The organism is uncultured Faecalibacterium sp. (assembly GCF_900066275.1).
GTDB lineage: Bacteria > Bacillota > Clostridia > Oscillospirales > Ruminococcaceae > Faecalibacterium > Faecalibacterium taiwanense.
Map to the genome: position 1 here is coordinate 14891 of NZ_FMFG01000015.1, position 22880 is coordinate 37770.

Here is a 22880-nt window from a genome sequence, read left to right on the forward strand (position 1 = left end):
TAGGGTGGAACCACCAGCCGCCGCAGGTAAAGTGTTCTCATGGATGGGTACTCCTTTCGGTCAGGTGTTGGGCGGGCGGCCCCAATCGGGCTGCGCCATATCGTGCGCCACAAGGGACGCATAGTAGCTGTTGATGGTGCTGGGGGCGTTGAACAGCATGGCCCGCAGGTATTGCTTGATGTTGCGGACTTTGGTGGTGTTGTCCCGCAGGCAGTCCATGACGAACTCGATGTGATGGCTGTCCAGTTTCAGGAACTTGGCCTTGACCAACTCTGCCGGGTAATCGTCCCCGGCCACCCGGATGGACTTGCGGTTGGTGCAGACCGTTTCCAGCAGGATGTCCACGATCTCGTCCAGCTGCTCCCGGTCTATCCGGGGATTCTGGATGAGGGTGTCATACTCGATGTTCTCCAAAATCAGGTCCCGGTAGATTTGATAGGCCGTTTCCTTTCGGCTTCCTGTCCGTTCCGGCGGCGGTGCCGCTGCCTCGTCCTCGTCCAAAGGCAAGGGGTTTGGGGAATGGATAGGAATGGAATCGGTATTTAATCCCTCTTTCTTTTGTTTTTCTGTAATTAGTTTATCTTTATTTAATTGCATTGGATTTTCCAACGTAGGGTTTTCCTGCGTGGGATTCTCCAACGTTGGATTTTCCAATGTAGGTGAAACCGATGCAGGAACGGGCTGCGGCAGCTCGAAAATCACATAGTCTGCACCACGCAGCCGCCCTTTCTCGTCCCGTTCTCTGGAACGCTGGATGTAGCCCGCCTGTTCCAGTTCCCGGATGGCCTGCCGTATCGCGTCGATGCTTTCCCGGTTGATACGGGCCAGCCCTTGCAGGGTGTAGTCCCAATCTTCCGGCAGGGAGAGCATTTGGGAGAGTAAGCCTTTGGCTTTCAGGGACAAGGCCCGGTTCCGCAGGTGGTGGTTTGACATGACCGTGTAGCCGCTGTTCTTTTCTACCCGAAAAACTGCCATTTCACGGATGCCTCCTTTCTGTTTTTGGGCAAAGAAAAAGCCGCAGGCTTTTTGTTAAAGTCTGCGGCTATGCCGATTGTTAGATATTCAATTCTTTGTGTTTCCGCACTCCATATCAATTACCACCGAAACGGTGATGTGATTTTCAATGCGTTTATTGCGGAGTTTATCGCCCTCGCCATCGAACACAACATGACGAGAAAACAACGTAAAGCGGATGATTTCCACTAGATTTCTCTTTGTAGCGAAACTATCGCTTCGACATGCTCACTGTGAGGGAACATATCCACCGGCGTGCTGCTCTCCACTTTGTATCCCTTCCGGGTCAGCAGCTCCAGATCCCGGGCCAGCGTGACCGGGTTGCAGCTCACGTAGACCACACGTTTCGGGGCCATGCGGGCCACGCTATCGATAAACTGCGGCGTAGAGCCCTCCCGCGGCGGGTCCATAAAGATCACGTCTGTGCGTTCACCAGCCGCAGCGGCTTCGCCGATCCACCGGGTGGCATCTGCGGCAAAGAAGCGGGCGTTCTTCACGCCATTGTGCTTTGCATTGCCTATGGCATCGTGCACCGCTTCGCGGTTCACCTCCACGCCCACTACCTGCTTTGCATGGTCGGCGGCGGTCAGGCCGATGGTTCCGATGCCGCAGTAGGCATCCAGCACCACTTCTTTTCCGGTGAGATGCGCCGCGTCCACCGCAAGGCCGTACAGCACTTCGGTCTGGGTATGATTGATCTGATAAAAGCTGCGTGGGCTGATGGCATAGGTCTTGCCGCAGAGGGTATCCAGAATGAAGCCCTTGCCGTACAGCACCTTTTCCATATCACCCAGCACCACGCTGGTTTTGCGGTCGTTCACGTTCTGGACGATGGTGGTGATGGCCACGCCCTGCTTTCCGGCTTCGGTCAGCAGGGCTTTGACAAAGTTCTTGGCACCCGGCAGCACCGGCTGAGCCGTCACCAGCACCACCATCACCTGCCCGGTCATAACACCCCGCCGCAGCAGGCAGTGACGCAGAAGGCCGGTGCCCTTATCCTCATTGAAAGGCTGGTAATGGCAGGTGCCCGCTGCCGCACGCACGGCCAGCATGGTCTTATCCAGCACTTCGTCCTGCAAAAGGCAGCTTTCCACCGGCAGCACCTTGTGGCTGTTTGCCGCGTAGATGCCGGAGGTAAGTTTTCCACCCCAGCCGGTGGTAAAGGTGGAGATCACCTTGTTCCGATAGTGGTACGGCGTTTCCATGCCCCGGATGTGCTCCACCGGGCCGAATCTGCCCAGCAGCTTTTTCACGGTCTCTTCTTTCTGTTTCAGCTGTGCGGCGTAGTCCATGCCCAGCATCGGGCAGCCGCCGCAGTTTTTGGCACGCAGTTTGCAATCCATCTTCCGCTCTCCTTTTTACCCATAAGGGTCATACAGATCATATTCTTCCGCTTCCAGATGCTTTTCCTCCAGCACCTTCATGGCCTGTTCCAGCTCGCTCTGGCCGCAGCCGCTCTCGCTGACCAGCGCGCGCACCGCCGCCGCAAGGTCGCCGCCAAAGAGGGTGTCCAGCCGTTCGCGCATGCTCCACACATTATAGGCGCGCTGAGTGATGGCCGGAGTGTAGGTATTGCGGTTGCCGTCCTTGCCGCTTTTCACCCAACCCTTTTCTTCCAGCCGGTAAAGAAAGTTGAGCACGGTCGCCGGTGCCCAGCCCTTTGCGCGCAGCTTTGCGTCGATGTCCCGCCGGGTGACGGGCGCACGGCAGGCCCACACCGCCAGCATCACCTGCTCCTCTGCCGCCGAAAGCGGCTTTACACTGTCCGGGATGCCATACATCCTGCTGTTCTCCCTCCTTTTGGCATCTTTTTTCTTTTACGTTTGTCTTTGTTTTATTATTATACCAATTTCTGCGCCAAAGTGCAAGAGCCGGAAACGCCGATGAAATCAGGCTTTTTCAGCTCTATTTTACATTTGTCTTTGTTTTTGTTTTTCTATCAAGGACATTTGTGTGCTTTGTGCCCGCACAGGGGCTTTTGCGCCGTATCTTTGTGCAAAGATGCTCTTGTTTTCATCCCTGCAAAACCGGTATACTACGGCTACAGCAATCAACAGAACGCACCACAGAAAACCGCGGTGCTGTGCGATACAGGAAAGGGAGAGTTCATTATGGCACGAGTTTACAACTTCAGCGCAGGCCCCAGCATGCTGCCCGAGAAGGTGCTCAAGCAGGCACAGGCAGAGCTGCTCGAGTATGGCGACAGCGGTCAGAGCGTGATGGAGATGAGCCACCGCAGCAAGTGGTTCGATGCCATCATCAAGGACACCGAGGCCACCCTGCGCCGGGTAATGAATATTCCCGACAACTACAAGGTCGGTTTCTTTCAGGGCGGTGCCACCCAGCAGTTTGCCATGGTCCCGCTGAATTTCATGACCACCGGCAAAGCAGATTACCTTGTCACCGGCAACTTCTCGAACCTTGCCGCCAAGGAAGCCGCCAAGTTCGGCGAGGTGAACATCGTTGCTTCCAGCAAGGACAAGAACTTCACCTACATCCCGGACGTGAACGCCATCAACTATGATAAGGATGCCAGCTACATCCACATCTGCCAGAACAACACCATCTTCGGCACTCAGTTTGTCGAGGTGCCGCAGGTGGAGGGTGTGCCTCTGGTAGCCGACATGAGCTCCATGATCCTCTCCAAGCCGGTGGATGTGACCAAGTACGGCTGCATCTACTTCGGCGTGCAGAAGAATGTAGCTCCCGCCGGCATGGCAATTGCCATCGTCCGCGACGACCTGCTGGGCCATGCCGCCGACAATGTGCCTACCATGATGAACTACACCACTCTGCTGAACAAGGACAGCATGTACAACACGCCCCCCTGCTGGTGCATTTATATGACCGGTCTGGTGCTCAAGTATCTGGAAAACGACATCGGCGGTCTTGCCAACATGCAGAAGATCAACGAAGCCAAGGCCAAAGTGCTGTACGACTATCTGGACGGTCAGGGCTTCTTCACGAATCCTGTGGAGCACCGCTACCGCAGCACCATGAATGTCACCTTCACCAGCCCCAATGCAGATCTGGACAAGAAATTCTGCGCCGAAGCTGCAGAAGCAGGCTTCGTGAACCTGAAGGGCCACCGTCTGGTAGGTGGTATGCGCGCTTCCATTTACAACGCAATGCCCGCCGAGGGTGTGGACAAGCTGGTGGACTTCATGGAGAAGTTCCGCAAGGCAAATGCATAAGAGGGGAATTCAGATATGTATACGATCAAAACTTTGAACGCCATCAGCCCGGTGGGTCTGGCAAAGCTGAACAACAAGCAGTTTGACGTGGCTGTGGACACCGATACCCCGGACGGCATCCTCGTTCGCAGCGCCGACATGCTGAATACCGCCTTCAACGACAATCTTCTGGCCATCGCCCGCGCCGGTGCCGGCGTGAACAACATCCCGCTGGACCGCTGTAGTGAGCAGGGCATCGTGGTGTTCAACACCCCCGGTGCCAACGCCAATGCTGTGGCCGAGCTGGTGATCGGCATGCTGATCGCCGGCAGCCGCAATGTGGCTGCTGCCGCCCAGTGGTGTCATGGCCTGACCGGTGACCCTGCCATGGCAAAGACCGTGGAAAAGGGCAAGAAGCAGTTCGTGGGCAACGAGATCAAGGGCAAGACGCTGGGTGTCATCGGTCTGGGTGCCATCGGCTCCCGCGTGGCCAACTGCGCCATTGAGCTGGGCATGGAGGTCTACGGCTACGACCCCTACATCTCCATTGACGCCGCCTGGAACCTGAGCAGTCAGGTACGCCACTGCGTGAACCTGAACGACATGCTGCCCCTGTGCGACTACATCACCATCCATGTGCCCTACCTGCCCACCACCAAGGATACCATCAACGCCCAGACCCTTGCCCTGTGCAAGGACGGCGTGAAGATCCTGAACTATGCCCGCGGCGAACTGGTCAACACCGAAGCCCTGCTGGAAGCCATGGAGACCGGCAAGGTGTCCGGCTATATGACCGACTTCCCGTCTGAGGCCATTCTGGGCAAGCCCGGCATCGTGTGCACCCCCCATCTGGGCGCTTCCACCCCGGAAGCCGAGGACAACTGCGCCGTGATGGCTGCAAAGGAGCTGAGCGACTACCTGAAGAACGGCAACATCATCCACTCGGTGAACATGCCGGAGGTCAACCAGCCCAGAGCCGGCGGCAAGCGCATCTGCATCATCCACAAAAACGAGCCCGGCATGATCAGCCAGATCACCGCTCTGACCACCGAAGCCGGTCTGAACATCGAGAACATGGTGAACAAGAGCAAAAAGAACATGGCCTACACCATGCTGGATGCTACCGGTGCTGTGGACAAGAAGCTGGCCGAAAAGCTGGCTGCCATCCCCGCTGTGATCCGGGTGCGCATCCTGTAAAGCAAAACGGTTTAAAATGCCCGCCGCGTCGCTCTGGGCATCTTCAGCGGAAAACGATTTTTATTTTAGCAACCCGGAAAAGTCTGCGGATTTTTCCGGGTTGCTTTTTCACAGAGAAGGGCCGTGGCGGCAACCTACATTTCCAAACCAGGATTTTTTACAAGCTGGAAATTCTTTCTCGTCCCATCTGCCGGTTAGTTTCCATTTACAAACTGTAGTTTGTCTCAAAAAACGCGTTAGAGATAGCTTTTTCTAACTACACAACGTAAAAAGTTTACATGTATTAACATTCAAAGAAAACCTTGAAAATGGAAAATTCTGTGCTACAATAGGCTCAAAACAAGGGAAATGTCCCCCTGTTCTCCGGCTTTTGGGCCGGTATATTCATCTTACAGGTCCTGCGAGGGCCTCTGACAGGAAATAGAAAAGGTAGGGAAGTTACTATGGATATCAAGAAGATCGCACTGTTCGCCGCCGGTACTCTGTTCGGCTCTGCCGGTTTCAAGCTGCTGTCCAGCAAGGATGCCAAGAAGGTCTACACCCAGACCACCGCTGCCGTGCTGCGCATGAAGGACTCCACCATGGAGACCGTCAGCAAGGTCCAGGAGCAGGCCGGTGACATTCTGGCCGATGCAAAGGCCATCAACGAGGCTCGTGCTGTTGAAGCCGAGGCTGCTGTGATCGAGGATGCCGCCGAGGAGACCACCGAAGAGACCGCTGAGTAATTTTCGGTTCGTAAAGCACTGAAAGCCCCAACGTGGCTTTCGAGCCGCCTTCGGGCGGCTCTTTTTTGTGAGAGTGGGGCCGCAGGCGTGCAGGGTATAGCAGTCTGACGCTGCGGCAAAAAGATAGAGAAGGATATTTGATATATGAAATGTACCATTCTGCATGAAGGCAAAGGCCGGATGCGTGTGCATGTGGAAAAAGTCCGCATGACTTTGCACCGTGCCGATGTGCTGGAAGCATATCTGAACCACAAAGATGCCATTGTCCATGCCGCCGTTTACGAGCGCACCGGCGATGTGGTCATTACCTATACCGGCAAGCGCACCGCCGCCATTGCCATTCTGGCAGGCTATAAGTTCGATGTGGCCGAAAACGATGCCCTTGTCACCTCCGCCGACAGCCGCAGGCTGAACCGGGAATATCAGGATAAAATGTTCGATCTGGTGGCAGGCCGCTGCCTGCGCAAGCTGTTCCTGCCCGCACCCCTTGACGCTGCCTACACCGCCTTCCGCTCCATCCGCTTTCTCTGGAAGGGTGTGCGCTGCGTGCTGAGCCGCAGGCTGGAAGTGGAGGTGCTGGACGCTTTGTCCATCGGCGTCTCGCTGCTGCGCGGCGACTTTGGCACCGCCGGTTCTGTCATGTTCCTGCTGAATCTGGGCTCTCTGCTGGAAGAGTGGACCCGCAAGAAGAGTCTGGACGATCTGGCCCGCAGCATGGCCCTGAACGTGGACAAGGTGTGGGTGCGCAGCCAAGGCACCGAAGTGCTGGTGCCTCTGACCAAAGTACGCTCCGGCGATGAGGTGGTCGTGCGCAGCGGCAACATGATCCCGCTGGACGGCACCGTGCTGGAAGGCGAAGCCATGGTGAATCAGGCCGCTCTGACCGGCGAAGCCATGCCGGTGCGCAAGGCAGAGGGCTCCACTCTCTATGCCGGCACCGTTGTGGAGGAGGGCGAGTGCGTCTTTATCGCCAAGGCCGAGGGCGGTTCCAACCGCTACGACAAGATTGTGGCCATGATCGAGGAATCCGAAAAGCTCAAGTCCAGCACCGAGAACCGTGCGCTGGTGCTGGCCGACAAGCTGGTGCCATGGTGTCTGGGCGCAACGGTGGTCACCTATCTGCTCACCCGCAACGCCACCCGCGCCATCTCCTGCCTGATGGTGGATTTCTCCTGCGCGCTCAAGCTCTCCATGCCGCTGGCAGTGCTTTCCGCCATGCGCGAGTGCGGCAGCTACCACATCACCGTCAAGGGCGGCAAGTATCTGGAAGCGCTGTCTCAGGCCGACACTATCGTGTTCGACAAGACCGGCACCCTCACCCGTGCCACCCCGCAGGTAGTGGAGGTCGTGCCCTTCTCCGGCTGCAACGAGCGCGAAGTTCTGCAGCTGGCCGCATGTCTGGAAGAGCACTTCCCCCATTCCATGGCCAACGCCGTGGTGCGTGCCGCCAAAGAGCGCGGCATTTCCCATGAGGAGATGCACTCCGAGGTGGAGTACATCGTGGCCCACGGCATTGCAAGCCGCGTGGGCGGCCAGCGCGTGGTCATCGGCAGCCACCACTTCGTCTTTGAGGATGAAAAGTGTACCATCCCCACAGCCGAGCAGCAGAAGTTCGATGCCCTCAAGCCCGCGTATTCGCACCTGTACATGGCTGCCAGCGGGCAGCTGGTGGGCGTGATCTGCATTTCCGACCCGCTGCGCCCGGAAGCCGCCGCTGTGCTGAACGGACTGCGTGCGCTGGGCATCCGGAACACCGTCATGATGACCGGCGACAGCGAGCGCACCGCCGCCGCCATTGCAAAGCAGGTAGGCGTGGACCGCTTCTTTGCCGAGGTGCTGCCCGAGGATAAGGCAAACTTCGTCCAGCAGGCCAAGGCCGAGGGCCACACCGTGGTGATGATCGGCGACGGCATCAACGACTCGCCTGCCCTGTCTGCTGCCGATATTGGCATTGCCATCAACTCCGGCGCTGCCATCGCCCGCGAGATCGCAGACGTGACCATCAAAGCCGACAGTCTGGAGGAGCTGGTGGCCCTCAAGGCCATCGCCAACTCTCTGCAAAAGCGCGTGCACGCAAACTACCGCTTCGTGCTCACCTTCAACTCGGCCCTTATCGCGCTGGGTGCTCTGGGCATCCTGCAGCCGGCCTCCTCTGCCATGCTGCATAATCTCTCCACCATCGGCATCAGCCTGAAGAGCATGACCAATCTCCTGCCGGAGAACAAGGCTCCGCAGCTGAAAGCATAATTACCGCAAAAAATAACGCCGTGTCTGAACATTCGACACGGCGTTATTTTTTATCTGTTATTCCAGCCCGATCTGCTGTGCGTACTCTTCCAGCAGCTCCCGCTCCAGGAACGGAGTCTTGACACCCTCGCGGTCACGGTAGGTTTCGTGGCCCTTGCCAATGACGGCGATCAGGTCGCCCTCCTGCGCGTGATCCACTGCGTAGTGCAGCGCATCCAGACGGTCGGGGATTTCCACAAACTTTGCGTCCGGGTTGCCCTTGTTCATGCCCACGCGGATATCAGCAAGGATGTCCTCCACCTTTTCAAAGCGGTTGTTGTCCTCGGTAAGGATGGAGAAATCGGCCATTTTGGCGCAGATCTCGCCCATGCCGTAGCGGCGCAGCTTGGAGCGGTTGCCGCCGCAGCCGAACACCACCACCAGACGGTGGGGCTTGTAGGCCCGCAGAGTGGTGAGCAGGCTTTCGGTGGACACCTCGTTGTGGGCGTAGTCCAGCAGGATGGTGAACTTTTTGCTGATGGGCACCAGCTCCACGCGGCCCTTGACCACGCACTTGCCAAGGCCGTCGTGGATGGCCTGATCCGGCAGGCCCAGCACCTTGCCCACCGCCAGAGCTGCCAGCGCGTTGTACACGCTGAACTCGCCGGGCATGTTCACCTTCACATCCATCTCGTCCTTGCCGGTCACATGGAACTTCACACCCAGAAAATCGTGGGTGCGCAGCAGTTCAAAGCCGGTCTCGCGGTAGTCCGCCTGCTCAGCGCGGCCATAGGTGACAAGGCGGCAGGTGTGGCCTTCCAGAAGTGCTTCGGTATTCTCATCGTCAATGTTCACCACGCCCACGTCGCAGCGCTTGAACAGCTGGCCCTTCCAGCTGCGGTACTCCTCAAAGGTCTTGTGCTCGCCGGGGCCGATGTGATCCGGCGAAAGGTTGGTGAACACGCCCACATTGTAGTGCACACCGGCCACGCGGTCCATCATCAGGCCCTGGCTGGAAACTTCCATCAGCGCGGTGTCGCAGCCTGCATCCAGAAATTCTCGAAAGGTCTTTTGCAGCTCGTAGCTTTCCGGGGTGGTGTTGGCAGTTTCCTTGTGGCGGCCCATATAATAAATGCCGTTGGTGCCGATCATGCCCACCTTGCGGCCTGCAGCTTCCAGCACGCTCTTGATCATGTGGGTGGTAGTGGTCTTGCCCTTGGTGCCGGTCACACCGATCATGGTCATCTTGCGGGACGGGTTGCCGAAGAGGTTCGCGCTCATCAGAGCCATGGCATAGCGGCTGCTTTCCACCTTGACCACAGTCACGCCCGGCAGGGTGGAAAGGTCGATGTCGTGCTGGATGACCAGTGCGCTGACACCCTTTGCCGCACAGTCGGCGGCAAACTCATGGCTGTCACGCTGGGTGCCCACGATGCACACGAACAAAAGGCCCGGTGCCGCCTTGCGGCTGTCGTAGATGATATCCGAGATCTCGGTGTCCAGACTGCCCTGCGCAAGGGTAAAGGGCACGCCTTCCAATAACTGTTCCAGTTTCATACTGCACACGCTCCTCAAAACATTTTGTCACATGGGGTTTTCTTCGTTATTTGTGGTCATGCGGGCGGGGTCGGTCAGCGGTGTTTCTTCCGCAGCTGCCGCCGTATCGTCCGCAGGCTGGGCCGCAGCGGCATCCTCTGCACCGTCTGCCGCAGTATCCTCGGCAGCAGAGGTGTCAGGCTCTTCCGGCACGGTCTTTTCCGGCACAACATAACCGGAGGGCAGGGTCGGCTGGCCCTGTGCAAAGTAAATTTTACGGGTGCTGCCCGCGCTGACATGGCTGAAATCCAGTCTGCCGGTGTCGGTAGGGGCACAACCCTTGCCGTCGGCATTGGTCAGCACATAGCGTGCGCGGTCCAGCTTATAATCCAGATCGTTCCGTGTACCCAGAAGCACACTGACACGATCCTGATACAAAAATGCCATCTGGTCGGTGTCCGCAAATTCCATGCGGGTCACATCGTCCAGCATCCCATACTCTTCCAGCTTTGCCTGCAGCTCATTCAGCGCATCCAGACGGTCGTCCGTCTGCACCGCTGCCGAAGCTGCTGCCGAACCGGATGCATCCGATGCCGCCGGGTCTGCCTGCGCTGCAAAGGTCAGCTGGTCGCCGGGTGTCACCGACACCGGCTCGCCGCCGTATAGAGTCTTGAGTTCTTCCGGCTGGGCAGACTCGCAGGCCAGGATCTTGAACTGATCCGAGAGGGTCAGCCAGCCGCTCTTCGTCTGCATGGCATAGGTAGGCACCGCCTCGGTCACCTGCACCACCACCGTGTTGGGGTAATCCCGAACCACCCTGATGGATTCCAGCAGCGGGAACTGCTTTTCCAGTTCCGCTTCCTTGGCGGCAGGGTCAAAGCTGAAAATGTTCTCTTCGGTCTGCACACCCAGTGCCTGCAGGATCTGGCTGCTGGAATAGCCGCCCACCTCCTGCACCACGGTGCCGTCCGCCGTCTGCACCTGAATGGTGCCGATCTTAAACAGCATGGTCATGGTCAGGTAAACACCGGCGGCGATCACGGCCAGCAGGGTCACAAAGGCCATCAGCCGCCGCAGCATCCGCCGCCGCTTCAGTGCAGCGCGGGTTAGGCGGCGCTTCTTGCGTTTTTCCCGCTGTACCGGGTCGCGTGGCTGCTGTTGTGCCGGGCGCAGACGCTGGTTTTTGTAGCGCTGCTGCGCTGCCTGAGCCGCTGTCTTGCGCGGCTTCTGTCCCTGTGAACGGCGCTGCTGCGGCTTGCGGGCCGTGCCGGATGCACGCTGTTCCGGCTGGGCCGTGCGGCATCGCTGCGCGGTACGGTTCCGGTTCTGGCCGCTGGTGCGCCGGGTGCCGCTCTGTTCGGTGCGGCGCGGCTGCGAAGGGAACTCGATGCTATTATCGGTACGGGTGCGGCGCACCGTACCATTGGCGGTGCGGTCCGGCGCAAAGCTCAGCGGTTCCCCGTTGAAGCCATAGCGCCCGTCCGCACTGCCGGAAGATCCTTTTTGTTGTGAAGGCGGCGGAGTATGCTGCAGGTCTTTCCGCAGGTCGTAGATATTGCCGTTGTTTCTGTTATTGCGGTATTGCTGCATGGCGCACACCTCCTTTCCGGTTTAGGTTTTGTTTTACTTCTGCACCAGTTTCATCAGAGCGTCTGCAATACGGTCAAGGCTGTCATCCACCGACAGGCTGCGGGCATTTTTGCCCATCTCAGCCAGCTTGCCGGGCTGTGCCAGCATGTCGGACACCGTGCTCACCAGCTTTTCGCCGGTCAGATCTTTTTCCTCGATCACCACAGCGGCATCGGCCTTCTGCAGTTCCATGGCATTGAAGTACTGGTGGTTCTCAGCCACATTGGGGCTGGGGATGAGCACGGCTGCACGGCCAACAGCTTCCAGCTCGGCCAGCGTCAGCGCACCGGCGCGGCTGATGACAAGGTCTGCCGCAGCCAGCAGTTCCGGCATATTGTTGATGTATTCCTTCACCACAAGGCCGTCGCCTTCCGCGAAGTTCTTTTCCTTTTCCAGATCCTTGAACAGCTGCACACCGTACTGGCCGGTAGCGTGGAGATGCAGCACCGGCTTCTTCTCGTGCTGTTCCCATGCACACAGGTCGGCCACCACCTCGTTGACGCGGCGTGCGCCAAGGCTGCCGCCGAAGGAAAGGATCACCGTGCGGTCGCCCGCGCCCAGCTCAGCGCGGATGGCATCGCGGTCCTTTGCCTTGGTGAACACCTCCGGGCGCACCGGATTGCCCACCACGATGGTCTTATCAGGTGCGCCCAGCTTTTCCACAGCAGCAGGCACGGCGGCAAACACGAGATCCACATCCGGTGCCAGCAGCTTGTTGGTCACGCCGGGGAAGGCGTTCTGCTCATGAATGGCGGTGTGGATGCCCATTTTGGCGGCACAGCGCACCACCGGGCCGGACACATAGCCGCCGCAGCCGATCACAAGATCGGGTTTGACCTCCTTCATAATGGCCTTTGCCTTGGGGCCAGAGAGGGCCAGATTCCACAGCGTAACGATGTTGCGCTTGATGTTGTGCAGCGACAGCCTGCGCTGGAAACCGGTGATCTCGATATGGTGGAAGGGATAGCCCGCCTGTCCTACCAGACGGTACTCCATGCCCTCCTTGCGGCCGGCAAAGTGGATCTCGGCAGAAGGGTCTGCCTTTTTGATAGCACCTGCAATGGCAAGTGCCGGGTTGATATGGCCGGCAGTGCCGCCGGCAGCGATCAGAACTCGCATGACGATTCCTCCTCTATTATTAGTGCATCTGGGCAGGTCATCGGGGAGCTCCCCACTGGCCTGCGCCCTCAAAACAGTCGTTACAGTTCATTGCGCGCACGGCGGGCATCGTCCAGATTGATGGTACGGTCCTTCAGCTCCGCATCACGCTGAGCCTTTGCAGCCTGCCGCTGTGCGTGGGCCGCCGCCCTCTGCTGCGCCGCCCGCTCTCCGTTGCGCCCAATGTTCACCATCACGCCCATTTCTGCCAGCAGCAAGATCAGACTGGTGCCGCCGGACGAGAAAAACGGCAGGCTGATGCCGGTATTCGGGATGGTGTTGGTGACCACGGCGATGTTGCAGAACACCTGCCAGGCGATCTGCGCCATAATGCCAATTCCCACCATGGTGCAGAACTGGTTCTCGGCCTTATAGGCGATCATCAGGCCCTGCGCTATGAGCAGTATGAACAGCACGATGATGAGCACCGCACCGATGAAGCCCAACTCTTCACACACCACACTGAAGATGAAGTCGTTGGTGCTTTCCGGCAGCCAGAGCTGCTTTTCCACGCTGTTGCCAAGGCCAAGGCCCTTCAGTCCGCCGGAGCCGATGGCGTACAAGCTCTGCTTGGTCTGGTCGTTCAGCGCTTCCAGATCATCGGACCATGTGTTCAGGCGGTCCTGCAGATAGCCAATGGATTCCACCAGCGTCAGAGCCGGTTTCAGCAGCAGAGCCGCCGCCGCGGCCCCGCACCATGTCAATACACCGCCGCAGCCGGTCAGCATGAGGATGGTGCCCACGATGGCGGTGGTCAGCAGGATGCCGGACATGTGCGGCTCTAAAAACAGCAGCAGCACCACCGGCACCAGCGGCAGCACCGGCACGATCAGCTGCCTTACGATGCGGATGAACAACCAATCCTTTGGCTTGATCTTTTCTCTCAGCGACGGGCTGAACCGGCCGATCTGCGGCGCACTTGCCGCCAGATGGGACGAGAGCAGGATCATCTCAAACTTTGCCACCTCAGAGGTTTGCAGAGTCAGGCCGCCCAGACGGATCCAGCGGCGGCAGCCGTTCAGCGGTGCAAAGGTCAGCGTGACGGCCAGCATGGCCAGCACCACCCAGTACAGCGGCTTGCTCGCCCAGCGCAGAAAGCGGTGATCCACATAGCTCATGACTACCATACAGCCAATGCCAATGGCCATGCAGATAGCCTGCTGCTTGATGTAGTGCAGGCTGTCGCCCATGCGCAGGTAGCCGGTGGTGTAGCTTGCGCTGTACAGCATTACAAGGCCGAACACCATGATAATGGCCAGCGTTGCCAGCCAGTTGAGCAGCAGCCGGTTCCATGGTCCCGGGTCCCGCTGCAGCGGCGGCACCCATGCACTTTCTTTTTGGTTTTTATGTTGTCTGCGGGTGGCTGCCATTGCCACGCCCCCTTATTTTCAGAATCAGGCGCTCAGACCCAGCGTGCCAGACGCACGGCCAGCGCCAGCCCGCACACGCTCAGTGCGCACAGGCTGTAAAAAATATTCACTGCACTCATGCCGCGCTTTTCCAGCCAGCGGTGCAGCGGTGCCGCCGCAAACAGCGGCCTGCCCTTCCAGCGGCAGAACAGGACCTGCAGCACCACCATGCCGCCCTCCACCCAGAAGGGCAGTGCCAGCGGGATGCTCAGCTCTGCGTAGCCAATGCACAGCGGGATGCAGCCAATGGCTCCCGCTGCATACAAGCAGCCGCACCGGCCGGGGTGCAGCTTTGCCGGTGGAAAATCCCACAGCAGAAAGGCCATCAGTGCACCGGCCAGTGCCGCCGGGAATACTGCCAGCGGGAACCAGCCCAGCTGTGTTTCCAGCATCATCAGGCCCAGCATGGCCGCAAAGGCCGCGCCGCACACCGTGCCGTCGGCACCGTCGGCCACGCGGGCCGCCTCGGCCATCGCCACCAGCAGCACAGCCCACAGCAGCGGTGCCAGCGCACATTCCACATAGCCTGCTCCCGGCAGGATCAGCCCTGTAGGCAGGCACCCATTCAGCGCCAGCAGACCCAGCACCAGCACTGCAGCGATGCATTCCAGTGCAAGGCGCTGTGTGCGGCGCAGGCCAAGGCCTAAACCGTTCGGGTAGCGGCTGCGGATGCGGGCCAGATCATCGGCCAGCCCCACTGCGCCAAAGGCCAGCGACCCCAGCAGTGCAATGAGCAGGCGGGAGGTCATCTGCCGGTCGCTGCCAAGCAGGGAAGGCTGTGCAGCACATGCGGCCAGCCAGCCCACGCCCACAGCGGCAAGGGTGCCCACCATCAGGCACAGCCCACCCATGGTAGGCACCGGGCTGTCCGGGGCATCGCTGTCCGGCTGTGTACCGCGTGCCGCACGCTGCAGCTCCCGCAGCAGCGGTACCATCATATTGCCGAGCGCCGCAGTCAGCACAAAACCCAGCACCGACGCGACGACCAAGGCGAAACGAATCATTTTTCAATCTCCAAATTCATGCCAAAGGGTTATTCTTCGGCATCTTTCTGCTCTGCGTAGAAAATTTCCAGCACTTTTTCCAGCGCCATGCCGCGGCTTGCCTTCACCAGCAGGGCATCGCCCGGCTCTATCCGGTTCAGCAGAGCATCCGCTGCCTCGCGGTAGTTGTTGGCATGGAGGGTCTTGACCCCCTTGGCCGCAGCCACCACAGCCGTGCGCTTTGCGTTTTCGCCGTAGGTCACAAGGCAGTACAGATCACTCTCCGCAGCCAGACGGCCCAGCTCCTCGTGGGCTTCGCGGGACAGCTCGCCCAGCTCCAGCATATCGCCCAGCAGGGCAAAGCGGCGCTTGCAGTGGAATTCCTTGAACATGGCAAGCGCGGCCTTCATGCTGTCGGGGTTTGCATTGTAGCAATCCTCAATGACGGTAACGCCCTTGCTGTGCACCACCTTCTGGCGGCGGCCGGTCTGCTCAAAATTGGAAAGCCCCTTGATGACACCGCGCGGGTCGCAGCCCAAGCGGGTGGCGGCGCAGTAAGCAGCCAGAGCGTTTGCCACATTGTGCTTGCCCATGGCCGGAATCTTGACCACAAAGGTGCCCTCTTCCTGATCTTCCAGCACAAAGCTCATGCCGTCCTCTTCCTGCCGGATGGACAGTGCACACACATCAGCGTTCTCATCTGCCAGACTGAACCATACCGGCTTCACGTGGGCGGGCAGCTTTGCGGCGCGCAGGAACTTATCATCATAGTTCAGCACCAGCGGTGCACCCTCCGGCAGGCCGTTGCAGATCTCCAGCTTTGCCTTGCAGATGTTCTCCTGACTCCCCAGATTGCCGATGTGGGACACACCGATGCAGGTAATGATGCCCACATCCGGGCGTGCGGCCCGGGCCAGACGGTCGATCTCGCCCGCATGGCTCATGCCCATCTCGATCACGGCATACTCAGTGCTGCTTTCCAGCCGCATCAGGGTGCGGGGCATGCCCAGTTCATTGTTCTGGTTGCCCTCGGTCTTGATGGTCTCGCCAAAGCCTGCAAGGGCGGCGTAGGTCATCTGCTTGGTGGTGGTCTTGCCCACGCTGCCGGTCACACCCACCATCTTGGGGTGATACTGGCTGCGGTAGTTCGCGCCCATCACCATCATGGCGTGGTAGCTGTCCGGGCAGAGGATGGCCTTTTCCGCAGGCACGCCCTCCACCGGGTGGTTCACCACCACATAAACAGCACCGTTCTCCAGTGCTTTGGCCGCAAAATCGTGGCCGTCAAATTTTTCACCCGGGAACGCTACAAAAATGCAGCCGGGCCGCACCTCGCGGCTGTCGGTGGTCACCAGTTCCACCTGCACCTCTTCCCGGATGAAGTCTGCGGGCACCAGCCCTGCCAGAAGCTTACTTGCAGAAATTTTTTCCATTGTTCATGTCCCCTCTCTGTTTATTCAGGATCGCAGGATACTCTCTCTTATCCACAGGTAATGGTCACGACGGTGCCGCGCTGCACACTGGAACCGGGGTCTGCACTCTGGGCCTGCACAGTGCCGTTCGCATTGCCCTCCACCACACAGTTCAATCCGGCGGCAGACAGCATCTGGCGGGCAAAGTCCGCGCTCTTGCCGGTCACATCCGGCACATCGGTATGGCTGCCCTCATAGGTATCGGTATACAGGTACACGGTGGTGCCGTAGGCCACCTTTGCACCCGCGTGCGGATACTGGTAGGTGACAGCTGCTGCCGCCTGACTGGTGGTGCTTTCGGCCAGCTGATGCCTGAGGCCCTTGATGTTCAGCTGCACCTGCGCACTGCTCCACTCGGTGCCCACCAGATTCGGCACAGTGACCACAGTCTGGCTGCGATCCTCGCCGTCGGCGGCAATGCCAAGGTAAGGTGCGATCTCGCTGATGATGTTGCCCACAACGGGCGCTGCCAGCAGGGACGAGTAGTCCGTTCTGGCGTTGTTGGGGTCATCCAGCATCACATAGACGATGATCTCCGGGTCGTCGGCAGGCAGGACAGCGGCAAAGGATGCCACCTTCTTGTAGTCGCCGTCGGCACGGCGGTCCATGTTCAACTGTTCGGAAGTGCCGGACTTGCCGCCGATACGGTAGCCGGACACATAGGCATACTTGCCGCCGCCGGTGCCGTTGCCCACCTCATATTCCATGATCTGGCGGATCACATTGCTGGTGCTCTCGCTGATGACCTGACGGCGCACATTGGCACCGATCTCCTCGATCACGTTGCCATTTGCATCGGTGATCTTATCCACCACATGGGGCGTGACCAGATAGCCGCCGTTGACGGCTGCAGCCACAGCGGTGCACATCTGCAGCGGGGTGATGGCCATTGCCTGACCAAAGGCCGAGGAAGCCAGCTGCACTTCGCCCAGCTGGTTGGCCTTATAATACTGCATGAAGCCCGTCTCACTGGGCAGGTCCACGCCGGTGCGGCTGGTAAAGCCAAAGGCATCGAAGTAGTTATAGAAGGTCTGGGAGCCAACGCGCTGGCCCAGCTGGATATAGTAGATATTGCAGCTCTGGCGCAGAGCTTCGGCCAGTGTGATGGTGCCGTGGGCTTTGTGGCCTGCGCAGTGGTAGGTCTCCTTTGCCACGCCGTAAGCACCGGCGCAGGTAAAGGTGGTGTTGATGTTTGCAAGGCCGGAGTCCACGCCCATGGCCGAGGTGATCACCTTGAACACACTGCCGGGGTAGTACAACTCGGTGATGGCCTTGTTTTTCCACTGAATATCGCGGAAGTAGCCGGAGTAATCGCCCTCCTCGTCCAGAATGCGGTTGCCGTTTGCATCCTTCAGCTCGTTGCCGTTCTCATCCTTTTTGTAGATGCCGTACAGCTCCGGCTCAGCGCGCACCAGCTCGTTGAGGTAATCCAGATTTGCGCTGTAGTCCAGCGGGTCGTTGGGGTCAAAATCCGGCTTGGAAGCCATGGCAAGGATGGCACCGGTCTTGACGTTCATCACGATGGCGCAGCCGCGGTTTTCCACCGTGTTGGCTGCAATGGCTTCGTTCAGATACCGTTCCACGATCTCCTGCACATTCACATCCAGCGAAAGCACCAGATTGGAGCCATCCTTGGCTGCAAAGGTGGTGGCATTCTCGTCCGCAATGGCGTTGCCGTAGGCATTGCGCTGGGTAATGGTGCGGCCATCCACACCGGCCAGCGTGGACTGATAGGATTTTTCCAAACCGTAAGTACCAATGCCGTCCGCATCGGTAAAGCCCAGCACTGCCGCTGCAAACGCTCCGTAGGGGTAATTGCGCTGGAAGCTCTTCTCGCTGCCGACCGAGATGTTGCCCTTGCGGGAGGTCTCCGTGGCACGCTTGTGTGCCTTGTTGAACTGGGAAACGTAGGATTCGATGGACAGCTTGACAGCGTTGTTCACCTTGGTGGCCAGCACCTGATACTTGGTGTCCGTCTTGGAAAGTGCATCGTAAACCTTCTGGTACTGGGTCTGGTACGCTTCCGAGGAAGTGTCCACCGCGTCCAGACTTTCGCCGTCGCCGGAAAGCAGGCGCAGGGTCAGTTCCCGGCTGACCTCGGCGCACATGGCAGTGTCCAGCGTGCGCACCGTCTCCTCATCCTTGCCGGTGGTGGTATATAAGATTTTGCTGTTGTCCGGGTCGGCCCAGATGGTCCACACCACGCTGGTGGAGGCCAGCGTGATACCGGAGGTATCGTAGATCTCGCCGCGGGTGGCCTTGATGGTGGTATCCAGCAGCTGCTGCTTTGCGGCCAGCTGGCGGTAGGTGTCACCGTTTTTGATCTGGATATCATACAGGCTGTAGGTCACACGGGCCGCAGCAAGGCCCATGACCACAAGGGCCAGACCGCCGCAGATCAGACTGGTTCTGGGGTTCATGCGGGCACCGGTGCTGGTTTCCGGCCAGGGGCCTTTTATTTTTTTGATGAATTTTCGGAAGAATTTCCACATGGTATGCTCCTGCGGCAGCGGGCATTTGCTGCCTTCTGCCGCGCTTTTGTCAAATTTGGAACTGCCCTGCAAACAGGGTGTATAAACCGAAAAAGCGTGCGCTGCCGCACGCTTTCCCGTATTTGGTTCACTTTACAGTGCCAAGAATGTTCACGGCACCGTTGTAGATAAAGTCGGTCCACTGCCGCACAGCGGACTGGGTGCGCTCCAGCGTGTCGCTCTCGCCCAAACGGATGTAGGTGATCTGGCTCTGATCAATTTTCATCAGGCCCAGCCTGCCGGCCGTCTCTTCCACGCTGGTAATGTTGGTCTTGCTGTTCAGGGTGCTGTTATAGTAAGTATACTGGCTCTGCTCACTGACCAGCTGAGCCTTTGCGTCCTGAATCTGGTCGTTCAGCTCCACCAGCTTGGACTCGCTCCACAGCAGGCTGATGGCAAACCCCACCAGCAGTGCTGCTGCTACCAGATGCATGGCGTTGTGCACCGCTGCCTGCAGCGGCGAAAGCCGACGCTTGCCGCCCTTTGCTACCCGCAGATCTGCCTTGCGCTGTGTCTGCGGGGCTTTTCTGCGGCGTACCGCGTTATAATCATATGCTGCCTGACCCATGGTTTGCTCTCCTCCTCACACAACGGCTTCTGCCGTTCAGCATTTTTCCAAAACTCTCAGGTGGGCGGACCGGCTGCGCCGGTTCTCTTCCAATTCCTGACTGTTTGCTTCAATGGGTTTGCGGGTGATCAGCTTCGCTTTGGCCTTGCCGCCGCATACGCACACCGGAAACTCCGGCGGGCAGGTGCACGCGGTGGACCAGCGGCGAAATTTGTTCTTCACCAGCCGGTCCTCCAGCGAGTGGAAGGTGATCACGCACAGCCGGCCGCCCGGCGCAAGGTGATCGAAAATGGTATCCAAGCCTTCTTCCAGCGCATCCAGTTCATGGTTCACTGCAATGCGCAGCGCCTGAAAGGTGCGGCGGGAAGGGTTCTTGTTTTTGCGGCGTTCCGCCGGGGGCATGGCGCTGGCCACGATATCTGCCAGCTGCAGGGTCGTTTCGATGGGAGAATTCTCCCTTGCCTCCACGATCCTGCCCGCGATCTGCCATGCGAAAGGTTCTTCGCCGTAATCCCGCAGGATGCGTGCCAGCTCTTCGCGGCTCTCGGTGTTCACAAGGTCCGCTGCCGTTTCGCCCTGCTGGCTCATCCGCATGTCCAGCGGTGCATCCGCACGGTAGGAAAAGCCGCGGGCCGCATCGTCCAGCTGATGGCTGGAAACGCCCAGATCCAGCAGCGCGCCGTTGACCTTGTCGATGCCAAGGCTTTCCAGAGCTTGTCCGGCATAGCGGAAGTTGATCTGCACCACCGTGGCAGGCAGGCCCGCAAGGCGGGCACGCGCGGTCTGCACCGCGTCCGGGTCCTGATCCAGCGAGATCAGCCTGCCGCCCTTTTCTGCATCCAGCCGCAAGGCGATCTGGCGGGAATGTCCCGCGCCGCCTGCAGTGCCGTCAAGGTAGGTGCCGGCCGGATCAATGGCAAGCCCCTCCAGACACTCGTTCAGCAGAACGGGGATATGCTCAAACGAGGCCGGGTCAAAGGCTGCTTGTGTTTCAAGTTCCATCGCTGCGGCCTCCTTTCTCAGTTCATAAGCTTTCCGTGTTCCGGGCACTGTGCACACAGCGCACACTTTTACCCGATAACACAGTTTTATTTTAACAAATCAGGCCCCTGATTGCAAGGGTTTGTGCTCCCGTTTTTGCCGCAAAATGCAACAAAAAAAGTCCCTGTCGGCCGTCATTTCTGCCTGCAGGAACTTTGGTTTTTGCCGTATGTGTAATTTGTGTGTGAAAAAGGCTGTCTTCAGCCGTTTTTCTTGGCGTTCTGGCGCAGATTTGCGCGCACATTCTTTACCTGTGCCGCATTTTCCACCATTGTTTCCTCGGTGTTCTTGAGCATGTTGTCGCAATAGTCGGTCACGGTCTGGCGCAGGGTGCGGGCCTCGTTCTGGGCTGCAGTGGTGATTTCCCCGGCGCGCTGCTGTGCAGCCTTCACGATCTCGGCTTCGCTCACCAGAATGCGCGCCCGCTCCTCAGCCTTTTTCACAATGGCCTGCGCCTGTGCGTTGGCCGTCTCCACGATCTGAGCGCGGTCGTTCACGATCTGCTGGGCCTGCCGCAGCTCGCCGGGCAGGTTTGCGCGGATCTCGTCCAGATAATCCCGGATCTGCTCCACATCCACGATTTTTTTGCCGCCGGAAAGGGGCACATTGGCACCTTCCTCCAGTGCATCCTCAATGGTATCCAAAAGTTCGTTCACGTTCATAGTGCTTCTCCCTTCGGTTCGTTCTCGGCAGGGTCTGTGTTCTGCATGGGCTTTGTGTATTTCCACAGCAGCACCCTGCCGTACTTGTACTGTTTTTTCAGGGTCAGGCCGCCTGCCTCGGCCGGCAGCACGATGCCGGTCTCGCTCTCGCACAGCACGATGCCGCCGGGCGCGGTGCATTTATCCACCGCAGGCAGGATCTTTTCCAGTGTACCATTGCGGAAGGGCGGGTCCAGCAGTACGATGTCGAACTGCTCGCGGCAGGCGGAAAGATACCGCGCAGCCTCGCCGATATTGACGCGGCTGCGGTCGAACACGCCGCAGGCCTTGCAGTTGCGCATGATGATGTTCACCGCCTCGCGGTTCTCGTCCAGAAACACGCAGCGCGCCGCGCCGCGGCTCAGTGCTTCAATGCCAAGCTGGCCGCTGCCCGCATACAGGTCCAGCACCCGTGCGCCGGGCAGGTCGAACTGGACGATGCTGAACATCGCCTCCTTTACCTGCGAAAGGGTGGGCCGGGTCACGTCGGTCCCCGGCAGGGCCTCCAGACTGCGGCCCCGGGCTTCTCCTGCGATCACGCGCATGTTCTCTTTCCTCCTCCTTGCAGCCGGAAGATGTGGCTGCAAACACGTTTTTTGTATCACTTTATTATCACCCAACTGCATATTCTTGTCAAGGGCCGCGCGTTGCGCCGTCTGGCGGTTTGTGCTACAATAAAACCGGCAGCGCCGGGCTTTTGCGGCGCATTCTGGCATAAAAGGAGAGTATTCCCATGAAAGTTCTGCTCATCAACGGCAGCCCGCACGAAAAAGGCTGCACCTATACCGCCCTTTCGCTCATTGCAAAGGAACTGAACGATGCCGGTGTGGACACTGAGATCCTGCATGTCGGCGGCAAACCCGTGGGCGGCTGCATCGGCTGCGGCGGCTGTGCCGCAGGCAACGGCTGCGTGTTTGGCGGCGTGGTCAACGAGGCCATCGAGAAGGCCAAAACCGCCGATGGCTTCGTGTTCGGCAGCCCGGTGCACTATGCATCCGCATCCGGCAACATGACCAGCTTCATGGACCGCCTTGCCTACGCGGGCGGCAGATATCTGGCCTACAAGCCCGCCGCCATCTGCTGCTCGGCCCGCCGTGCAGGCACCACCACCACGCTGGACCAGCTGGTAAAGTACCCGCAGTTCTTCCACATGCCGCTGGTGAACGGCTCCTACTGGGCCATGGTGCACGGCTCCAACGCCGAGCAGGTGCTGCAGGATGCCGAGGGCTGCGCCGTAATGCAGGAGCTGGGCCGCAACATGGCATGGCTGCTGCACTGCATCGAAGCAGGCAGGGCCGCTGGCTTTGAACACCCGCAGAACCCCAAGCGCCCCATGACCAATTTTATCCGCTGATCGGAAAATCAATTTCTGATCCAGAGGCTCAGAACAGTCCGTAAGCTGCTCTGAGCCTCTTTTTCTTTGCAGTCCACGCCATTTCGTGCCAAAAACAGCAAAAAACCTTTTCCAAAGCGCCTTCCGCTTCTTTTTTCGTTCATAAGTTTGTGTTACTATAAGA

At 59.0% G+C, this 22880-nt stretch carries 20 protein-coding genes; 5 read left to right on the forward strand and 15 right to left on the reverse strand.

Annotated elements, in window-relative coordinates; genetic code table 11:
* Window positions 1-60 precede the first annotated feature (60 nt).
* The 4 genes from QZL71_RS07005 to QZL71_RS07020 all read right to left on the reverse strand — a co-directional run bounded on the left by QZL71_RS07005 (window position 61) and on the right by QZL71_RS07020 (window position 2795).
* On the reverse strand, window positions 61-975 hold the full coding sequence (locus QZL71_RS07005; protein WP_294648359.1) for a DUF6017 domain-containing protein: 915 nt from the start codon (window positions 973-975) through the stop codon (window positions 61-63).
* Between the two features lie 87 nt (window positions 976-1062).
* On the reverse strand, window positions 1063-1203 hold the full coding sequence (locus tag QZL71_RS07010; protein ID WP_166444378.1) for a hypothetical protein: 141 nt from the start codon (window positions 1201-1203) through the stop codon (window positions 1063-1065).
* On the reverse strand, window positions 1203-2357 hold the full coding sequence (gene rlmD / locus QZL71_RS07015) for a 23S rRNA (uracil(1939)-C(5))-methyltransferase RlmD (RefSeq protein WP_294648360.1): 1155 nt from the start codon (window positions 2355-2357) through the stop codon (window positions 1203-1205). The genes QZL71_RS07010 and rlmD overlap by 1 nt, the downstream gene beginning before the upstream one ends.
* Window positions 2358-2372: 15 nt before the next feature.
* Window positions 2373-2795, reverse strand: coding sequence for a BlaI/MecI/CopY family transcriptional regulator (locus tag QZL71_RS07020; RefSeq protein ID WP_249235472.1), 423 nt, complete (start codon window positions 2793-2795; stop codon window positions 2373-2375).
* A 330-nt stretch (window positions 2796-3125) separates the two neighbouring features.
* On the opposite strand from QZL71_RS07020, the gene serC reads away from it, so the two are divergent.
* The 4 genes from serC to QZL71_RS07040 all read left to right on the forward strand — a co-directional run bounded on the left by serC (window position 3126) and on the right by QZL71_RS07040 (window position 8356).
* Window positions 3126-4208: a 3-phosphoserine/phosphohydroxythreonine transaminase gene (gene serC / locus QZL71_RS07025; protein WP_294648361.1), complete on the forward strand. Its 1083-nt coding sequence runs from the start codon at window positions 3126-3128 to the stop codon at window positions 4206-4208.
* A gap of 15 nt (window positions 4209-4223) precedes the next feature.
* On the forward strand, window positions 4224-5384 hold the full coding sequence (locus tag QZL71_RS07030) for a phosphoglycerate dehydrogenase (RefSeq protein ID WP_294648362.1): 1161 nt from the start codon (window positions 4224-4226) through the stop codon (window positions 5382-5384).
* Window positions 5385-5827: 443 nt separating this feature from the next.
* Window positions 5828-6109 (forward strand): DUF6110 family protein, encoded by a 282-nt coding sequence (locus QZL71_RS07035; protein WP_005944105.1) that lies wholly within the window; start codon window positions 5828-5830, stop codon window positions 6107-6109.
* Window positions 6110-6253: 144 nt separating this feature from the next.
* Window positions 6254-8356: a heavy metal translocating P-type ATPase gene (locus QZL71_RS07040; protein WP_294648363.1), complete on the forward strand. Its 2103-nt coding sequence runs from the start codon at window positions 6254-6256 to the stop codon at window positions 8354-8356.
* A gap of 57 nt (window positions 8357-8413) precedes the next feature.
* Here QZL71_RS07040 and QZL71_RS07045 read toward each other — a convergent pair whose 3' ends face one another.
* The 11 genes from QZL71_RS07045 to rsmD form a co-directional block, all read right to left on the reverse strand.
* Window positions 8414-9892, reverse strand: coding sequence for a UDP-N-acetylmuramoyl-L-alanyl-D-glutamate--2,6-diaminopimelate ligase (locus QZL71_RS07045; protein ID WP_249235468.1), 1479 nt, complete (start codon window positions 9890-9892; stop codon window positions 8414-8416).
* 27 nt (window positions 9893-9919) lie between these two features.
* Window positions 9920-11461, reverse strand: a complete 1542-nt coding sequence (locus QZL71_RS07050; protein WP_249235467.1) for an FtsQ-type POTRA domain-containing protein — start codon at window positions 11459-11461, stop codon at window positions 9920-9922.
* A gap of 33 nt (window positions 11462-11494) precedes the next feature.
* Window positions 11495-12619, reverse strand: a complete 1125-nt coding sequence (murG, locus tag QZL71_RS07055; protein ID WP_044953976.1) for an undecaprenyldiphospho-muramoylpentapeptide beta-N-acetylglucosaminyltransferase — start codon at window positions 12617-12619, stop codon at window positions 11495-11497.
* Window positions 12620-12699: 80 nt separating this feature from the next.
* Window positions 12700-14028 (reverse strand): FtsW/RodA/SpoVE family cell cycle protein, encoded by a 1329-nt coding sequence (locus tag QZL71_RS07060; protein ID WP_120120852.1) that lies wholly within the window; start codon window positions 14026-14028, stop codon window positions 12700-12702.
* A gap of 32 nt (window positions 14029-14060) precedes the next feature.
* Window positions 14061-15071 carry a glycosyl transferase family 4 gene (locus QZL71_RS07065; RefSeq protein WP_294648364.1) on the reverse strand — a complete coding sequence of 337 codons (1011 nt, stop codon included), beginning with the start codon at window positions 15069-15071 and terminating at the stop codon, window positions 14061-14063.
* A gap of 29 nt (window positions 15072-15100) precedes the next feature.
* On the reverse strand, window positions 15101-16483 hold the full coding sequence (gene murF / locus QZL71_RS07070; RefSeq protein ID WP_097774337.1) for a UDP-N-acetylmuramoyl-tripeptide--D-alanyl-D-alanine ligase: 1383 nt from the start codon (window positions 16481-16483) through the stop codon (window positions 15101-15103).
* A gap of 47 nt (window positions 16484-16530) precedes the next feature.
* Window positions 16531-19014, reverse strand: a complete 2484-nt coding sequence (locus QZL71_RS07075) for a peptidoglycan D,D-transpeptidase FtsI family protein (RefSeq protein ID WP_294648365.1) — start codon at window positions 19012-19014, stop codon at window positions 16531-16533.
* 127 nt (window positions 19015-19141) lie between these two features.
* On the reverse strand, window positions 19142-19621 hold the full coding sequence (locus QZL71_RS07080) for a hypothetical protein (RefSeq protein WP_005944079.1): 480 nt from the start codon (window positions 19619-19621) through the stop codon (window positions 19142-19144).
* 36 nt (window positions 19622-19657) lie between these two features.
* Window positions 19658-20623, reverse strand: a complete 966-nt coding sequence (gene rsmH, locus QZL71_RS07085) for a 16S rRNA (cytosine(1402)-N(4))-methyltransferase RsmH (protein ID WP_097777433.1) — start codon at window positions 20621-20623, stop codon at window positions 19658-19660.
* Window positions 20624-20862: 239 nt separating this feature from the next.
* Window positions 20863-21324, reverse strand: a complete 462-nt coding sequence (locus QZL71_RS07090; protein ID WP_005944071.1) for a hypothetical protein — start codon at window positions 21322-21324, stop codon at window positions 20863-20865.
* Complete coding sequence (rsmD, locus tag QZL71_RS07095; RefSeq protein WP_044953972.1) at window positions 21321-21908, reverse strand: 16S rRNA (guanine(966)-N(2))-methyltransferase RsmD; 588 nt, start codon at window positions 21906-21908, stop codon at window positions 21321-21323. The genes QZL71_RS07090 and rsmD overlap by 4 nt, the downstream gene beginning before the upstream one ends.
* A 188-nt stretch (window positions 21909-22096) precedes the next feature.
* On the opposite strand from rsmD, the gene QZL71_RS07100 reads away from it, so the two are divergent.
* Window positions 22097-22717, forward strand: coding sequence for a flavodoxin family protein (locus tag QZL71_RS07100; RefSeq protein WP_005944067.1), 621 nt, complete (start codon window positions 22097-22099; stop codon window positions 22715-22717).
* The last annotated feature ends 163 nt before the right edge of the window (window positions 22718-22880 follow it).

Bases quoted from the DNA above. Each gene is read 5' to 3' on its own strand.
- QZL71_RS07080 (WP_005944079.1), bottom strand. From the start codon at position 19,621: ATGGGTCAGGCAGCATATGATTATAACGCGGTACGCCGCAGAAAAGCC.
- QZL71_RS07100 (WP_005944067.1), top strand. From the start codon at position 22,097: ATGAAAGTTCTGCTCATCAACGGCAGCCCGCACGAAAAAGGCTGCACC.
- serC (WP_294648361.1), top strand. From the start codon at position 3,126: ATGGCACGAGTTTACAACTTCAGCGCAGGCCCCAGCATGCTGCCCGAG.
- QZL71_RS07005 (WP_294648359.1), bottom strand. From the start codon at position 975: ATGGCAGTTTTTCGGGTAGAAAAGAACAGCGGCTACACGGTCATGTCA.
- QZL71_RS07035 (WP_005944105.1), top strand. From the start codon at position 5,828: ATGGATATCAAGAAGATCGCACTGTTCGCCGCCGGTACTCTGTTCGGC.
- QZL71_RS07065 (WP_294648364.1), bottom strand. From the start codon at position 15,071: ATGATTCGTTTCGCCTTGGTCGTCGCGTCGGTGCTGGGTTTTGTGCTG.
- QZL71_RS07060 (WP_120120852.1), bottom strand. From the start codon at position 14,028: ATGGCAGCCACCCGCAGACAACATAAAAACCAAAAAGAAAGTGCATGG.
- QZL71_RS07050 (WP_249235467.1), bottom strand. From the start codon at position 11,461: ATGCAGCAATACCGCAATAACAGAAACAACGGCAATATCTACGACCTG.
- murF (WP_097774337.1), bottom strand. From the start codon at position 16,483: ATGGAAAAAATTTCTGCAAGTAAGCTTCTGGCAGGGCTGGTGCCCGCA.
- rlmD (WP_294648360.1), bottom strand. From the start codon at position 2,357: ATGGATTGCAAACTGCGTGCCAAAAACTGCGGCGGCTGCCCGATGCTG.
- QZL71_RS07075 (WP_294648365.1), bottom strand. From the start codon at position 19,014: ATGTGGAAATTCTTCCGAAAATTCATCAAAAAAATAAAAGGCCCCTGG.
- murG (WP_044953976.1), bottom strand. From the start codon at position 12,619: ATGCGAGTTCTGATCGCTGCCGGCGGCACTGCCGGCCATATCAACCCG.
- rsmH (WP_097777433.1), bottom strand. From the start codon at position 20,623: ATGGAACTTGAAACACAAGCAGCCTTTGACCCGGCCTCGTTTGAGCAT.
- QZL71_RS07030 (WP_294648362.1), top strand. From the start codon at position 4,224: ATGTATACGATCAAAACTTTGAACGCCATCAGCCCGGTGGGTCTGGCA.
- QZL71_RS07090 (WP_005944071.1), bottom strand. From the start codon at position 21,324: ATGAACGTGAACGAACTTTTGGATACCATTGAGGATGCACTGGAGGAA.
- rsmD (WP_044953972.1), bottom strand. From the start codon at position 21,908: ATGCGCGTGATCGCAGGAGAAGCCCGGGGCCGCAGTCTGGAGGCCCTG.
- QZL71_RS07020 (WP_249235472.1), bottom strand. From the start codon at position 2,795: ATGTATGGCATCCCGGACAGTGTAAAGCCGCTTTCGGCGGCAGAGGAG.
- QZL71_RS07045 (WP_249235468.1), bottom strand. From the start codon at position 9,892: ATGAAACTGGAACAGTTATTGGAAGGCGTGCCCTTTACCCTTGCGCAG.
- QZL71_RS07040 (WP_294648363.1), top strand. From the start codon at position 6,254: ATGAAATGTACCATTCTGCATGAAGGCAAAGGCCGGATGCGTGTGCAT.